Consider the following 13,942-nt stretch of genomic DNA (forward strand, 5'->3'; position numbering starts at 1 on the left):
AAACATGGCAACCTCTGCCAATCCCAGCCGCGACGATTTCGCGGCTCTCCTTGACGAACAGCTCGGCGGCGCCGAGGGCGGCTTCGAAGGCCGCGTGGTCAAGGGCACCGTTACCGCAATCGAAAACGGCATGGCCGTTATCGACGTTGGCCTGAAGAGCGAAGGCCGCGTCAACCTCAAGGAATTCAGCCGCGTTGACGGCGAGCACGGCCTCAGCGTCGGCAGCGAAGTCGAAGTCTTCGTCGACCGCGTGGAAAACGCCGACGGCGAAGCCATGCTGAGCCGCGACCGCGCCCGCCGCGAAGCCGCGTGGGACAAGCTGGAAAGCGAGTTCGGCGAAGGCAAGCGCGTAGAAGGCCGCATCTTCGGCCGCGTGAAGGGTGGCTTCACCGTCGATCTCGACGGCGCCGTGGCCTTCCTCCCCGGCAGCCAGGTCGACATCCGTCCCGTGCGTGACGTGACCCCGCTGATGGACGTGCCGCAGCCCTTCCAGATCCTGAAGATGGACCGTCGCCGCGGCAACATCGTCGTCTCGCGTCGTGCCGTGCTGGAAGAAACCCGCGCCGAACAGCGCAGCGAACTGATCGACAAGCTGGCAGAAGGCCAGATCACCGACGGCGTCGTGAAGAACATCACCGACTACGGTGCCTTCGTGGACCTGGGCGGCATCGACGGCCTGCTGCACGTCACCGACATGAGCTACAAGCGCGTCAACCACCCCAGCGAAGTGATCGAGATCGGCCAGACCGTGACCGTCCAGATCATCCGCATCAATGCCGATACGCAGCGCATCTCGCTGGGCATGAAGCAGCTGGAAAGCGATCCGTGGGAAGGCGTCGGCGCCAAGTACCCGGTGGGTGCGAAAGTCACCGGCCAGGTGACGAACATCACCGAATACGGTGCGTTCGTGGAACTTGAGCCGGGCATCGAAGGTCTGGTCCACGTTTCCGAAATGAGCTGGACCAAGAAGAACGTGCACCCCGGCAAGATCGTCTCCACCTCGCAGGAAGTGGAAGTCATGGTGCTGGAAGTGGATTCCGAGAAGCGTCGCATTTCGCTCGGCCTCAAGCAGGCCCAGCGCAATCCGTGGGAAGAATTCGCCGAAGCGCATCCAGTCGGCAGCCAGGTTACCGGCGAAGTCAAGAACGCCACCGAGTTCGGCCTGTTCATCGGCCTGCCCGGCGACGTGGACGGCATGGTTCACATGTCCGACATCGCCTGGGGCATCTCGGGTGAAGACGCGCTGGCCCTGCACCGCAAGGGCGAGGAAGTCGAAGCCGTGGTTCTCGATGTCGACGTCGACAAGGAACGCATCAGCCTCGGCATGAAGCAGCTCGAAAAGGGTGCTCCCTCGGCTGAAGGCGCTGCCGGCGCCGGTTCGCTGCGTCGCGGCGAAGTCGTCACCGTCACCGTGCTGGAAGTCCGCGATGGCGGCCTCGAAGTGCAGGTGGGTGACGATGGCGCGACCGGCTTCATCAAGCGTTCGGACCTGGGCCGCGACCGTGACGAACAGCGTCCCGACCGCTTCCAGACCGGCCAGAAGGTGGATGCGATGGTCACCGGCTTCGATCGTTCGAAGAAGCCGAACTTCTCGATCAAGGCGCACCAGATCGCCGAGGAAAAGGAAGCCGTGGCACAGTTCGGCTCTGCCGACTCCGGCGCTTCGCTGGGCGACATTCTGGGCGAAGCCCTGAAGAAGAACGACTGATTTGTCTCATGCTCCCGTCTCCGTGGGAGCGTCCTCGCCGCTGTTCGCTCTGTCCTTCGGACTGAGCGGCAGCTGCGGGCGGCCCGTCGGCCTTGCGGTTGCTCCGCAACCGAGGAGAGTCGGCACCGAACGATGCAGGATGCATCGCAAGGGCAACCGCCCGTCGGCCGGTTAGGCCGAAAGCCAAGCAGCGCGGACGCGCTGCGCCCGGCGCTTGAGGGACAAAGCAAATACTGAAAAGGCCCGTCCGGGACGATCCGGGCGGGCCTTTCCTACATCTGGGGCTCGTGTAGAATGGTGCCCATGCTAGAAGTTCACCAGTTCCCCTGCCTGTCCGACAACTACGGTTTCCTGCTGCACGATCCCGAAAGCGGCGAAACGGCCTGCATCGATACGCCCGATGCCGAAGTCTACCTGCGAGAGGCGAAGGCCAAGGGCTGGACCATAACGCAGATCTGGAACACCCACTGGCATCCGGACCATGCTGGCGGGAACGAGGCGATCAAGGCCGCAACCGGCTGCACGATCGTCGCTCCGCTGGTGGATGCGGAGAAGATCGCAGGCGTCGACCGCACGGTGCGCGATGGCGATTTCGTGAAGCTGGGTGAGCACAACGCCTGGGTGATCGACGTGAGCGGGCACACCATGGGCCACATCGCCTATCACCTGCCGGAAAGCGGCATGGCCTTCGTGGGGGACAGCGTGTTCGCGCTGGGCTGTGGACGCATGTTCGAAGGAACCGCACCACAGTTCTGGGACAGCCTCTCGCGCATCAAGCGTCTGCCCGCCGACACGACGCTCTACTGCGCGCACGAATATACCAAGGCTAACGCAAAGTTCGCGCTGTACGCAGACCCCGATAACGAAGCGCTTCGGGCCTATGCCGAAGAAATCGACACGAAGCGGGCTGCGGGCGAGCCAACGGTGCCGTTCCCGCTGGAACGCGAGCTGGAAACCAATCCGTTCCTGCGCGCCGACGATCCTGCGATGCAAGCCCGCTGGGGCGGCGATGCGCCGCACGAGACCTTCGCGGCCCTGCGCGAGGCGAAGGACAACTTCTAGGACGCTTGCCTAGTAGGCAGCCGTGAACCGTGCCCGGCTGTGGCGGTGCTGCTCCAGTTCGTCCACCATGGCGATGGCGTAGTCGGCATAGCTGATCTTCGAATTGCCGTCGGCATCGGTAACCAGTTCGTCTTCGCCCAGGCGGAAGCTGCCGGGCCCCTGCCGTTCTCCCTCGAAGATCAGCATGGCGGGCGAGAAGAAGGTCCAGTCGATGTCCTTCTCCTTGCGCAGTTCCTCGAGGAAGGTGATCGCGGGCTTTACCATCGGCTTGATCTGCTCCGGGAAAGTGGGCGAATCGTAGAGCATCACGCCGTCCGGCCCCAGCAGGCTGGCCGCGCCGCCCATGACCAGCAACCGATCGACACCCGCATTGCGCACCGAGGTCAGCAGCGTGTCGCAGTCGATGTCGAAATGCACCGCGCTGATGACGGCATCGACGCCTTCCAGCATGGGTGCAAGCTCGTCCGGCTTGCCCGCATCGCCCGCCTTGGCCGTCACGCCGTCGAGCGAGGGTATCTTGGCAGGATCGCGCGCGATGCCGAGTACCGTGTGCCCCCGGGACACCAGTTCCTTGACGATTTCAGAGCCGCCCTTGCCGCTCGCTCCCAGTACCGCAACATGCATTCCCGCTCTCCGATTACTCGCTAACCGGGCAAATGCCTAACCGCCCTTCACCCCCCTTGTGAAGGACAAATGAGGCAAGCGGAGCGCACATACAAAAAGCCCTCGCCGAAGCGAGGGCCTCATGTGCGACATTCGTTAAGCCTTAGAGGCTGGCGATCACATCGTCGGCCAGCGCCTTATCGGCGGAAGCATCGTGCTTGTCGCGGATCAACTGGGCGGAAGCGGCGGTGGACGCATCGGCAGCCTTGGCGCGCAGGTCGGCCAGAGCCTGGCGTTCCGCGGCGGCGATCTTGTCCTGCGCCATGCGCTCACGACGGGCGACCATGGCCGCTGTGTCTTCCTCGGCCTTGGCGACGATACGTTCGGCCTCGCGGCGGGCATTGTCGAGCATGGCCTCGGCGTCCTTCTCGGCACCGGCAATCTTCGCCGCATACTCTTCGCGAAGAGCCTCTGCCTCGGCGCGAAGCTGCTTCGCTTCGTCGAGATTGTCGCGGATCGCCTTGATCTTGGCATCGAGACCGCCGGCGATCGACTTGTGCACCTTCATGCCGGCAAACGCGATCAGCAGCAGCACGGCCATCGCGATCGAGACCCACTGGAACGGCACGAGGCCCAGCAGCTCGGGTTCGGCGTGCGTCGCGCCGCCGTGCTCGTCGGAAACCTCGATCATCGCCTCTTGCGTGGCGAAGACTTCGGGCAGTTCCTCTGTCGTTTCGGGGATGGTGGTGGAATTAGCCATGGGCCATCGCCTTCTGAACTGCCGAGCGGGCCTCGGCGTCGGACACGGTCACACCGGCGAGGCGCGCAGTGATATCCTGCGCGGCCTCGGCAGCGACGCTTTCGATCTCGGCAGCAGCCTTGGCGCGGCTTTCCTCGATACGCGCTTCGGCCTCGGCCAGTTGCGCATCGATGCGAGCCTGCACTTCGGCCAGCTTGCTTTCGGTAGAAGCCTGGGCCTTGCCCTTGGCTTCCGTCACCAGCGCCTGTGCCGCCTCACGGTTGGCGTTCTCGCGCTTGCGCCAGGCTTCCTCCGCCTCGTCAGCCGCATCGCGGGCGGACTGGGCAGCGGCCAGGTCGTCGGCAATCTGCTTGTCACGCAGGCCCACGGTATCCATCACCTTGGGCACCATGCCGCGGCCGATGACGAAATAGACGAAGCCGAAGATCACCAGCAGCCAGAAGATCTGGCTGGCATAGGTTTCGGCCAATTGGGCTATCTGGGGCATGGACGGATTCCGCCTGTAAGCGCGAGATTACAATTTGAAAGCCAGCCGGGCGCGAATTCGCCCGGCCAGCCGATGATCGAATTCGATCAGGCGACGAAGATCAGGATCATCGCCACGACGAACGCCAGCAGGCCGAGAAGTTCGGCAGCGGCGAAGCCGATGAACAGGCGACCCTGCTGGCCGTCGGCGGCACCTGGGTTGCGCAGGGCGGATTCGAGGAACGAGCCGAACACGTTACCCACACCGATGGCGGCCATACCGGCACCGATTGCAGCAAGACCGGCACCGATCAGCTTGGCAGCTTCCATATCCATGAGATTATCCTTTCAAGAGAATTCGTTACTAAGAGGGATTGCGAGATTAGTGCAGGTTCTCGGCGTCGTTGATGTAGAGCGACGAGAGCAGTGCGAAAACGTAGGCCTGGATCGCGGCGACGAGGATTTCCAGCGCGCAGATACCGATCATCAGCAGGAAGCTGGGGACACCCACCAGCAGGCCGAAACCGGCGCCCGCGTTCCAGCCGTCGATCACAAAGCTGGACAGCACTTCCAGCAGCACGTGACCGGCCATCATGGCAACGAACAGTCGCAGGCCGAGGCTGAAGGGGCGCACGAGGAACGAGATAAGCTCGATCGGGAAGATGACCGGGATCATGGGCAGCGGCGTGCCGTGCGGCACGAACAGGCTGAAGAAGTGGAAGCCGTGCTTCCAGAAACCCACGATCAGCACGATCGAGAAGGAGATGATCGCCAGGACGCCGGTGACGGTGAAGTGGCTGGTGAAGGTGAAGGGGTGCAGGCCGACGATGCCCAGCGGCAGCAGGCCGAGCAGGTTGGCGAACAGAATGAACATGAACAGGCTGAAGATGTAGGGCACGTACTTGCGCCCTTCCTTGCCAACGTTCGCTTCCAGCATGTCGTCGATGAAGCCGGTGAAGGTTTCCACCGTCATCTGCCAGCGGCCGGGCACCAGCTCGCGCTTCATGCCGCCGAGCATGAAGACCCACAGCACGATGGCCGTGATCAGCATCCACAGGGCGGAATTCGTGAAGGCGATGTTGAATCCGGCGACATCCATGTTCGCACCGAGCAGCGGCTCGATGGTGAACTGGTGCATCGGATCGACCTTGGCGGTTTCGGCTGCCACGTCTCTGTAAACCCTTGCGTTTCTAGTCCGTTCAGTCGCCCGAGGGCGGCTGGCTGGAAGACCGAATGATATTCCTGAAGGCGACCACGATCCCGAGGAACAAGCCGATCAACAGGGCCCAGGGATTGGTGCCGGTCAGCCATCCGATGGCATATCCGACAACGCATCCACCGAGAATCCCACCAAGCAAATCCGCCAGCACCTTGTTGCCCGCCTTGTAGCTGGCATCGGAGCCTTTGACCTGCGGCGCGTTGCGCTTCTCTTCTCGCTCGCGTGCGGCTTTCAGCCGCCCTTCGAGCGCATCGATCCGCGCATCTTCGCCGATGGGTTCCCGTGCAGGCTTTTCGTCACTCATGCCGCCTCCTGTAGGTCAGGGAAATGACACGCGCAACGCGCTACCCGCCGAGGGCGCCGCCCCCTTAGATGGGGGGTATGAACGAGTCAACCGGTGGAGGGCTTCGTTTTGCCGATATCTTCGCGATTGCAGCAATTACGAGGCTGATGTCGTCAGGGACAGCGCGGGTCGCGCTGCGGTGCGCCGCTGCCGCGTTGCTGCCAGGTGCCGTCGGGCGCCTGGTACATTTCGCCGGGCGAGGTGCGCGAGATGGCGAGGCAGCCGGCGGTGAAAGCGTATTCCTCCAGCGTAGCGTTGTTCGCCTGTGCCTGCTCCGCATAGACGGCGCGGCGACGGTTGTTGATGTCGTTCACCATGTCGCGCAGCGCGGGAGTCGCGGCGCCCACGATGCCGAGATAGCCGTCCATCTTCTCGCCCACCTGCCCGGCTTCGCGCGCCGCCTGGTAGGCAGGGTCGCGCTGGGCAGCGGCAGGCGAGGCCAGCAGGCCCAGCATGGCGGCGGCTCCGGCGAATTTCAGCATGGTCATGGCACTGGTCATTTCATTCGCTCCCCAAGGGCACGCGATCAGAAGATCGCGGAATTGTCTTCAATGGTCTGCTCGGCATCGTCTGCCAGGCGATAGATCACTTCCTGCGTGATGTTGATGTTCAACTCGATCACGATCGGCTCGTCCGGCGCTTCCAAGGTAATGCATCCGCCGAGCATGACCGTGGCCGCCATCGCCACCACCGCGACCATATTGCGCCCTGCCCCTCTCATACGGGGATTATGCGCAGCGCAGCCGCAATTCGTCAATTTCGTCGTGGTCATGGCACAGGCTCGCTTTCCTGGGGCTGAATATCGGGGTCATTCTGTTCGAGCGCCTCGCGCAGGAGGCGCTCCTCTTCCGCCTCGGCCGCGGCATCGCGTTCATCGACGGTCTGCTGGTTCACAGATTCCTGCAGGCGAACGCCATCTTCGGTCACCAGCCCGATGGAGCGCGGATCGCGCACGGCGGACGGGTCGTAAAGACTGCGCAGGGAGGTGATGAGCTGGTAGAACGGCGCGCGGATGTTGATGCGCAGTTCGATCGGCAGGTCGGCCACGGCGCGGGTGACGAAATTGCTTTCGGCCGTCTCGCCCTGCCCGATGCCGTCGAACCGTACCCGCGTGACGAGCTCGCCCGTCAGTGGCCCGTCCATGAATATTTCCATCCGGTCATATTTCAGGTCGCGCAGGGCGCTGAAGGCGTAGTTGGCGAAAAAGCCCATGTCCTCGTAAGTCAGTTCGCCGATGTAGGCGACATTGCCGCCCGGCGGACGGGACGTGAGCACGCCGTTCTCCAGCCTACCGTTGCCGTTCTCGTCGAAGATGATCGGCACGACGCCATCGAACACGCCGTTCGCGGCAAGGTTGCCCAGTTCCATGTTCTGCACGAACTGCGAGGCTTCCAGCCCTTCGATCACCATGATGTAGGCGCGCACTTCCGATGCGCCGAAGCGGATATCGACCGGTCGCATGGTCAACGTGCCGCCCATGAACGGCCACGAACCGCCGCGCAGTTGCAGCAGTTCGCCCTCGCTGATCCGGTAGTTCACGACCCCGTCGTAGATCTCGATACCAGGGTTCACCGCGTCGACGAAAAGGCGCTGGTCAGGCGCAGTGGTGAGGCCCAGCAGGTCCGTGAATTCGATCGTACCCCGCGCGCCCTTTACCGGGCCGAACGGTGCGGCAACGTCGATCCCGTCGGTGGTGAACGTGCCGGTTGAAGTGACGCCCTGCGCATCCCAGTCGATCCGCCCTGTTCCGCTCACGCTTCCCTGCACGTCGCTGACGATACCAAGCGCAAGGCACGTTAGGCCGCGCGGGCGCAATTCCGGAGCCGCGCCATTCCGGCACTGGCTGTACGAAGGCGCAGGCTGGAACGTATCGTCGAATGCAAGCTCGTTCACGATGAGGTCTGCGTGGCCGGCGCTGGTTACAAGATCATGGGCAATGCGCACGCGGGTGATCGGCCGGTCCAGCACCGGCTCGCGCAGCACGGCATCGGCGGTGATCAGGTTGTCGAACAGCGTGAGGCTGGCATCGCGTGCCACCAGCGGCTCAAAGCGATCCACTCCCTCGCGATCCTCCACCTGCAACGCGCCGTTCGTGATGATCAGGCGGTCATCGGCGTAAGTCCACGCGCCCGAGGCATCGAGGATATCGAGCGGCACGGAAGCAAGGAGAACGTCGGCCCCGGAGAATTCGCCGCCAACATCGTCAGCAGTCAGATCGGCGCGCAGGTCGGTGATGGTGAAGCGTTGCTGGCTGTCTGCGGGGCCGAGGCGGATGTCGAGATTGCTGGCGGCAAGCGCGCCGGGCCAGGCAAACCCTATGGGACCGGAGCGCACGGCGATAGGCGTTTCGGCCAGTTCACCGGCCAGGTCCAGCGAGTCCACGCCCGCAGCGAATTGCAGGCCATTTGCGCCGTAGCGCAGGACAGGACGACCCGAGGGCGGGCACAGCGTAAGCGATTCGCGCCCGAGACGCAGGTTGGCGAGCGTAAGACTGCCGAAACGCAGGTCGCGGCAGCCCCGCCAGAGGCTCACCGTCCCATTGGCGGAGAGTATGGCATCGATGGGAATCTCCAGTCCGGCCACCGTACCCCCGGGAATTTCCCCGCTGGCCAGGGCGCGGCCATTAAGGGCCAGTTCTCCGCCCCGCCCTTGCAACAGGCGCAAGTCGGCTAGCGCGAGGCTCGCACCGCCCGCTGAATATTCGCGCATGGCCATGCGCAGTTCCAGCGCGCCGCCCGGCGTCTGCTCCATGCGCCCCGCGATGCGTGGAAGGCCCGCGCCACCGGTCTGGAAATTGCCCGAGAACATGGGCAGACCGCTCTCGCCTGTCATCACCTGCCCGCGCGAAAGCGCCAGCAGCGTCTCGCCGCTTCCTCCGCGCAGCCGCGCTTCGGGGATTGAAAGGCTGGCCTGGCCTTCTCGCTGGCGAGCGTTGAAGGTTGCCGCAAGCCGGCTGCCGCGAAGGTCCCTTGCAAGGTTCAAACCGACGCGGTTCAGCAGCGGCGCCAGCAAGCTGCCTTGTGTCGCATCTGCGGCATTAGCGATGGCATCGTTGACCTCGGGCCCCATCCGCAAGTCTTCCCCGGCGATCTCGCCTTCGATCTCCGCCTGTGAGAAATTGTCCAGCGCGCGGAGCCGGCCTTCTACCGCGAGGCTCCCGATCGTTGCCCACGGCGTATCGGCATCGGCGGCGGCAAGATCGTATCGAACGTTCAGATCACCATCGCGCCAGGTGAAACGGCCATCGCCGCGCAGGGCGGCCTGCATATCGGCGACGGCGACTGCCCCGGCTACGAAATCGAGGTCGCCCTCGAATTCGACGAGGTTGCGTTCGGCCTGCAGGTCCAGCTGCACACCTGCATCGCGCACCTCAAGTCCGCTGCCTTCGCATTCCAGCGCGGCGAAGCGGACAGGTCCGCGAAACTCGGGCCGCTCCGCATCGATGGCGACGCGGCCGTAGAGCGTTGCATCCTCCGCCGCACAGTCACCGATGGCCAGTTCGGGAGCGGCAACGGCCAGTTCGCCTTCGAAACCGCCACGCAGGTGTCCGCTCCCCGCCAGCTTCATGCCGACGCGGCCGTAATCGGTCTGGATCAGCGCGCGACCATCGTCGATGGCCAGGCGCATGGCGGGGAATTCGAACGGATCGTCGCTCCCGGTGAAAATAAACGAATCGAGCGCACCGAAGCTCAATTGCCCATTTCGGTACGTACCGAAGAGGCGCGGCCTGGTCAGGCGCACTTCGCGGATGTCGGGCAAGCCAAGGCGCGGAGCGATGAGCACCTCGATACGCTCAACGGTCAGGTCTGGCTGCCGCGGATCGCCGATGACGACATTGGTGAGGACCTGGCGGCGCGGGGATATCTGCTCCACGTCGTACGCTGCAGGTATGTCCCGGTCGGCAAAGGTATCGGCGATGAAATCGTCGGCGATCTCCTCGCGCCGGAACCACAGAACGGCCAACGCCACCAGCACGACAACGACAGCCACACGAAAGCCCGCTCGCAAAGCGCGGCGCGTGCGACCCTTCGGACGGGCATTCCCGGTCTCTTGCGGAGATTGCGCCATTGCACGGGCACACTTGCGCGAGAGCGGAGACAAAGGCAATGCATGGCGTGAGGGGGTCGCGCCGAAACGTGTCGCAGGATATTCAAAACTCGGGCAAATCGGGGGCTTCGGGCCACCGCGCGCGCCTTCGCGAACGCCTGCTGGGTGGCGGGGCGGAGGCGCTGGCCGACTACGAAGTGCTCGAATACCTGCTGTTCGGGGCGCTGGCCCGCGGCGACACGAAGCCGCAGGCAAAGGCGCTGCTGGCACGCTTCGGCACGCTGGCGGGCGTCCTGAATGCAGAGCCTGCCGCGCTGAAACAGGTGAAGGGCGTCAGCGATGCCAGCGTCGGCATGATCAAGATCGGCGCGCTGATCGCCCGGCGCATGGCGCGCAGCGAAGTGCAGGACAAGCCGGTGCTGGGTAGCTGGCAGGCTTTGCTGGACTATCTCGCCATCGACATGGCGCACCTCAATACAGAGCGCGTGCGGGTGCTATACCTTAACGCGCGCAATCGCCTGCTGCTGGATCACCATTTCGGCGATGGTACGGTGGACGAAGCCGCGATCCACCCGCGAGAGGTGATCAAGCGCGGGCTGGACCTTGGCGCTTCGGCCATGATCCTGGTGCACAACCATCCCAGCGGCAACCCGGAGCCGAGCCGCGCCGATATCCAGATCACCCGCCGTATCGCCGATGCAGGCAGGCCGCTGGGTATCACCGTGCACGATCACGTGATCGTGGGGCGCGAAGGACATATCTCCATGCGCGCCAAGTGGCTGATCTAAATCACGACACCGGCACGGCGATACCGTGCCGGGCGTAGAAATCTTCAAGGTACGGCGCCATGCGAAGGGCCATCGTCCGGTCGGCCTCGGCCCCGTCGATGTCGGCGTGCATCTTGGCAAGTGCCCGTAGGTAAAGCGATTCGGCGAGGCCCGGAGAGATCGCCAGCGCCCCGTCGAGATCGGCGATCGCGCCTTCGTAGTCGCCCTCGCGGAACCGGACCAGCGCCCGGCTGTCCAGCGCAGCGGCGGCATTGCTGGCGCGCTCGATAGATCGCGTGCAAACGTCCACGGCATCGTCCAGCCCGGTGTTCCACAGGCCGCGGAACCAGCAGTCCGCGTTCAGCGCATCGGCGCTTTGCGGGGCCTGCGCCACGGCATCGGACATGAACGCCTCGGCATCCTCCAGCTTGCCTTCCGCCGCAGCGATGGTGGCAAGGGTGGAATAGTGCCAGATAAGATCGTCGTCCGCGACGGCCAGCGATTGCATCAATTCGCGCGCCTCGTCGAAGCGACCTTCGTATGCGAGCATCTCTGCGACTTCGCGCGCCACACCGTTATCAAGGTCGAGTTCGTAAGCCGCCTGCATGTCGGCCAGCATCGCGTCCCTGTCGCCCTGCGTACGGTGCAGCCAGGAACGTGAACGGAAGGCCCACGACGACGGCTGCTCTTCCACCAGCACATCGAAATCCGCCATCGCAGCATCGAAATCGTAGATAGAGCGCAGGAACAGTGCACGGGCGATCAGTGGCTGGAAATCATCTTCCTTCGCAAAATCGATGGCCTGATCGTAGGCTTCGAGCAGCGGGGCCGCGCGTTCAAACCGCTCGGCATCGGACAGTTCCCAGCGCCAGGTCACGCTTTCGGGCGGTACGAGTTCGAGCAAATTGCTGCTGATCCGGCGCGCGGCGCGGCGCGCTTCGGGCAGGTCGTCGGCGGCGATTTCGCCAAGGCGCGCGAAGGTTTCGCCCGTTGCCAGCAGTTCGTTGCCATCAATGCTGGCCGTGCGCGTGATGCGCAGGTTGCCAAAGCCCATTTCAACATCGCGCTCCCCCTCCAGCGTGAAGCCCGTGCCATCCTGCGGCAGGACCATGCGCATGCCGAACTGCTGCCGCATCGGACCGGGTGTCGCCACGGGAATGTCGCGCCATGCCGGGCGGGCACGATTGGGGTTGAAATCGTTGACGTCCTCGCCCGGCTCCACGCTGGAGCGCAGGCGTCCGTCGATCCATTCGAACTGCGGCTGGGTCACGCCGTTCACCTGCACGGTGGCGACGGCATCGTCCTCTTCGTAGTCGAGAGTCAGCGAACTGACCTGCATGGCCATGGCCTCGTCACCGGCAAAATTGCGCGCCAGGGTCTGCAACATCGCCGGATCGTCGGCATCGACCATGGCCTGCATCTGGGCCGCGGCAGGGCCGCTGAACTCGATATTCACGGTTACCAGCGCGGGGAAATCGATCCCCGCGGAATGGTCCATCGTGATGTTGGCGCGCATTTGCGGCACGGCCAGGTCGCGCTGGGTCATCGGGATCAGCCCTGCCCCGCCTTCCCGCAGCGGCAGCGCGTAGTGGAACGGCGGCACGTTGGCGAGCGTGGCCAGCCGGGTGGCGGAACTGGTGCCGTCCAGCCAGTAATCCGTGCCGTCGATCATAGCGTGTACGATCACGTGATCGAACGCGGCGGGCAGAGGGAGCAATTCGGGCACGGCATCGCCCATCTGTGAGCTGACCAGCACCGGCTCTGCATCAATGTCCATCTCGCGCAGCAGGGCGAGCAGCAGCACGGTCTTGGCCTTGCAATCGCCATAGCGGATGTCCCACGTTTCCTCTGCAGATTGCGGCAGGTAGTTGCCGCCGTCGAGGCCGTTGAGCAGGTAGCTGACTTCGTCTTGCACAAGGCGCACGGCGCGGGCGGTGCGGTCCAGCGGGTCGTCGGTCTGCGCCATGATCTCGCGCGCCAGCCGGGCCACGTCCGAATCGCTTGCGATGGTTGCCGCCTGGTCGAAATGCGGCGCCATTACAGCGGAGACTTCCTGCCAGTCGGCAAAGCTGCCGGCGCGCAGAATCGCGGGGCGGTGATAGCGGCGCGGTGCGTCGTTCGGCACCGGATCGGGCTCTGCCAGCGGAAGTTCGACGCTGAGATAGCGATAGCCATCGCGCAATTCGGGCTCCGGCAGGTCGACCTTGTCTTCCACGCCCCAGTAGATTTCCTCGTCCGCCGGCCAGCTCATAGTGGCGCGTGCGGTGCCTACCTGCCACGGCTCCGTCGGCAGGTACTGCGTGGCCTGCACCTCGTCACCCAGTGCCTGGTCAGCCGTGGAAACGGTGCGCGAGATGCGCAGCACGTCGCCTTCGCGCAGGCCCGGAACGGAGACGGTCGCCGTAAGGCTGCCGTCGAGCAGGCGTTGCTCCAGTCCCTGCTCACGCCTCAGCACGTCGAAGGTGACGCCCTGTTCCAGCAGGTCGATCACTTCGCCGTCGCGGTGGATTTCCATGCGGTGGACGATCAGGTCGCCCTTGTCCGGAAGCCATTCCAGCGTCTGCGTGTTCACCTGCATCAGGGACTGCGGATTGTCGATGCGCTGGACCCAGTCGATGTAGCCCCAGGCCACGCCGTCCTCCAGCCGGTGCTGCCAGTCGTAAAGGATCGTTGCCGGTCCATCCTCCGCGATCAGTCCGGCGACGTCAGCTTCGTCCACCCATGCAGGCGCCGGTTGGTAAAGCGGCTCTTCCCCGGCGTAGGCTGGCGCGCTGATGGCAATGGCCACGAGCGGGAGGGCGGCGACGGAACGGTGCATGAATTTCCCCTGTTGATCGCACGCGGATAACGCGGCGATGTTACTGTATTCTCACCACGAACCGGTTTCGATTGCAACGGCGGCGAACGGGCGTCTTGCCAATCGCGGGCGCAGGCCCTAGCCGCCCAGCAATATTCCCAGCACAGAACA

General features: G+C 64.3%; 13 protein-coding genes. 3 read left to right on the plus strand and 10 right to left on the minus strand.

Annotated elements, in window-relative coordinates:
- Window positions 1-4: 4 nt before the first annotated feature.
- Both rpsA and gloB read left to right on the plus strand, forming a co-directional pair.
- Window positions 5-1,708 (plus strand): 30S ribosomal protein S1, encoded by a 1,704-nt coding sequence (rpsA, locus tag ABFX23_RS05635; protein ID WP_120078343.1) that lies wholly within the window; start codon window positions 5-7, stop codon window positions 1,706-1,708.
- A 303-nt stretch (window positions 1,709-2,011) separates the two neighbouring features.
- Window positions 2,012-2,770 (plus strand): hydroxyacylglutathione hydrolase, encoded by a 759-nt coding sequence (gene gloB / locus ABFX23_RS05640; protein ID WP_346032125.1) that lies wholly within the window; start codon window positions 2,012-2,014, stop codon window positions 2,768-2,770.
- A 9-nt stretch (window positions 2,771-2,779) separates the two neighbouring features.
- On the opposite strand, the gene ABFX23_RS05645 is transcribed toward gloB, so the two are convergent.
- The 9 genes from ABFX23_RS05645 to ABFX23_RS05685 all read right to left on the minus strand — a co-directional run bounded on the left by ABFX23_RS05645 (window position 2,780) and on the right by ABFX23_RS05685 (window position 10,150).
- Window positions 2,780-3,394, minus strand: a complete 615-nt coding sequence (locus ABFX23_RS05645; protein WP_346032126.1) for an NAD(P)-dependent oxidoreductase — start codon at window positions 3,392-3,394, stop codon at window positions 2,780-2,782.
- Between the two features lie 142 nt (window positions 3,395-3,536).
- Window positions 3,537-4,133: a F0F1 ATP synthase subunit B gene (locus tag ABFX23_RS05650; RefSeq protein ID WP_346032127.1), complete on the minus strand. Its 597-nt coding sequence runs from the start codon at window positions 4,131-4,133 to the stop codon at window positions 3,537-3,539.
- Complete coding sequence (locus ABFX23_RS05655) at window positions 4,126-4,620, minus strand: F0F1 ATP synthase subunit B family protein (protein ID WP_346032128.1); 495 nt, start codon at window positions 4,618-4,620, stop codon at window positions 4,126-4,128. Before ABFX23_RS05655 ends, ABFX23_RS05650 begins: the two co-directional genes overlap by 8 nt.
- 86 nt (window positions 4,621-4,706) lie before the next feature.
- Entirely contained in the window at window positions 4,707-4,934 is a 228-nt protein-coding gene (locus tag ABFX23_RS05660; protein WP_057884388.1) for a F0F1 ATP synthase subunit C, read from the minus strand.
- A gap of 46 nt (window positions 4,935-4,980) precedes the next feature.
- Window positions 4,981-5,766 carry a F0F1 ATP synthase subunit A gene (locus ABFX23_RS05665; protein ID WP_346032129.1) on the minus strand — a complete coding sequence of 262 codons (786 nt, stop codon included), beginning with the start codon at window positions 5,764-5,766 and terminating at the stop codon, window positions 4,981-4,983.
- Between the two features lie 31 nt (window positions 5,767-5,797).
- Window positions 5,798-6,121, minus strand: a complete 324-nt coding sequence (locus ABFX23_RS05670; RefSeq protein WP_346032130.1) for an AtpZ/AtpI family protein — start codon at window positions 6,119-6,121, stop codon at window positions 5,798-5,800.
- 152 nt (window positions 6,122-6,273) lie between these two features.
- A complete protein-coding gene (locus ABFX23_RS05675) occupies window positions 6,274-6,660 on the minus strand; it encodes a YdbL family probable chaperone protein (RefSeq protein ID WP_346032131.1) in 387 nt (128 codons plus the stop codon).
- 26 nt (window positions 6,661-6,686) lie between these two features.
- Window positions 6,687-6,881 (minus strand): YnbE family lipoprotein, encoded by a 195-nt coding sequence (locus ABFX23_RS05680; RefSeq protein WP_240624743.1) that lies wholly within the window; start codon window positions 6,879-6,881, stop codon window positions 6,687-6,689.
- Window positions 6,882-6,928: 47 nt separating this feature from the next.
- Window positions 6,929-10,150, minus strand: a complete 3,222-nt coding sequence (locus ABFX23_RS05685) for an intermembrane phospholipid transport protein YdbH family protein (protein ID WP_346032132.1) — start codon at window positions 10,148-10,150, stop codon at window positions 6,929-6,931.
- 146 nt (window positions 10,151-10,296) lie between these two features.
- Between ABFX23_RS05685 and radC the strand changes: the two genes are divergently transcribed.
- The gene (gene radC, locus ABFX23_RS05690; protein ID WP_346032133.1) at window positions 10,297-10,995 is read left to right on the plus strand and encodes a RadC family protein; all 699 of its coding nucleotides are present in this window, start codon (window positions 10,297-10,299) and stop codon (window positions 10,993-10,995) included.
- A 1-nt stretch (window position 10,996) separates the two neighbouring features.
- Here the strand turns inward: radC and ABFX23_RS05695 are convergent, their stop codons facing one another.
- Entirely contained in the window at window positions 10,997-13,792 is a 2,796-nt protein-coding gene (locus ABFX23_RS05695) for a DUF3857 domain-containing protein (RefSeq protein WP_346032134.1), read from the minus strand.
- Window positions 13,793-13,942 lie beyond the last annotated feature (150 nt).

The organism is Erythrobacter westpacificensis, assembly GCF_039542285.1.
GTDB classification, from domain to species: Bacteria; Pseudomonadota; Alphaproteobacteria; order Sphingomonadales; family Sphingomonadaceae; genus Alteraurantiacibacter; species Alteraurantiacibacter westpacificensis.

What these genes read in the sequence shown, in the direction of transcription:
- rpsA (WP_120078343.1), top strand. Translation starts at nt 5, where the DNA reads ATGGCAACCTCTGCCAATCCCAGCCGCGACGATTTCGCGGCTCTCCTT.
- gloB (WP_346032125.1), top strand. Translation starts at nt 2,012, where the DNA reads ATGCTAGAAGTTCACCAGTTCCCCTGCCTGTCCGACAACTACGGTTTC.
- ABFX23_RS05645 (WP_346032126.1), bottom strand. Translation starts at nt 3,394, where the DNA reads ATGCATGTTGCGGTACTGGGAGCGAGCGGCAAGGGCGGCTCTGAAATC.
- ABFX23_RS05650 (WP_346032127.1), bottom strand. Translation starts at nt 4,133, where the DNA reads ATGGCTAATTCCACCACCATCCCCGAAACGACAGAGGAACTGCCCGAA.
- ABFX23_RS05655 (WP_346032128.1), bottom strand. Translation starts at nt 4,620, where the DNA reads ATGCCCCAGATAGCCCAATTGGCCGAAACCTATGCCAGCCAGATCTTC.
- ABFX23_RS05660 (WP_057884388.1), bottom strand. Translation starts at nt 4,934, where the DNA reads ATGGATATGGAAGCTGCCAAGCTGATCGGTGCCGGTCTTGCTGCAATC.
- ABFX23_RS05670 (WP_346032130.1), bottom strand. Translation starts at nt 6,121, where the DNA reads ATGAGTGACGAAAAGCCTGCACGGGAACCCATCGGCGAAGATGCGCGG.
- ABFX23_RS05675 (WP_346032131.1), bottom strand. Translation starts at nt 6,660, where the DNA reads ATGACCAGTGCCATGACCATGCTGAAATTCGCCGGAGCCGCCGCCATG.
- ABFX23_RS05680 (WP_240624743.1), bottom strand. Translation starts at nt 6,881, where the DNA reads ATGAGAGGGGCAGGGCGCAATATGGTCGCGGTGGTGGCGATGGCGGCC.
- ABFX23_RS05695 (WP_346032134.1), bottom strand. Translation starts at nt 13,792, where the DNA reads ATGCACCGTTCCGTCGCCGCCCTCCCGCTCGTGGCCATTGCCATCAGC.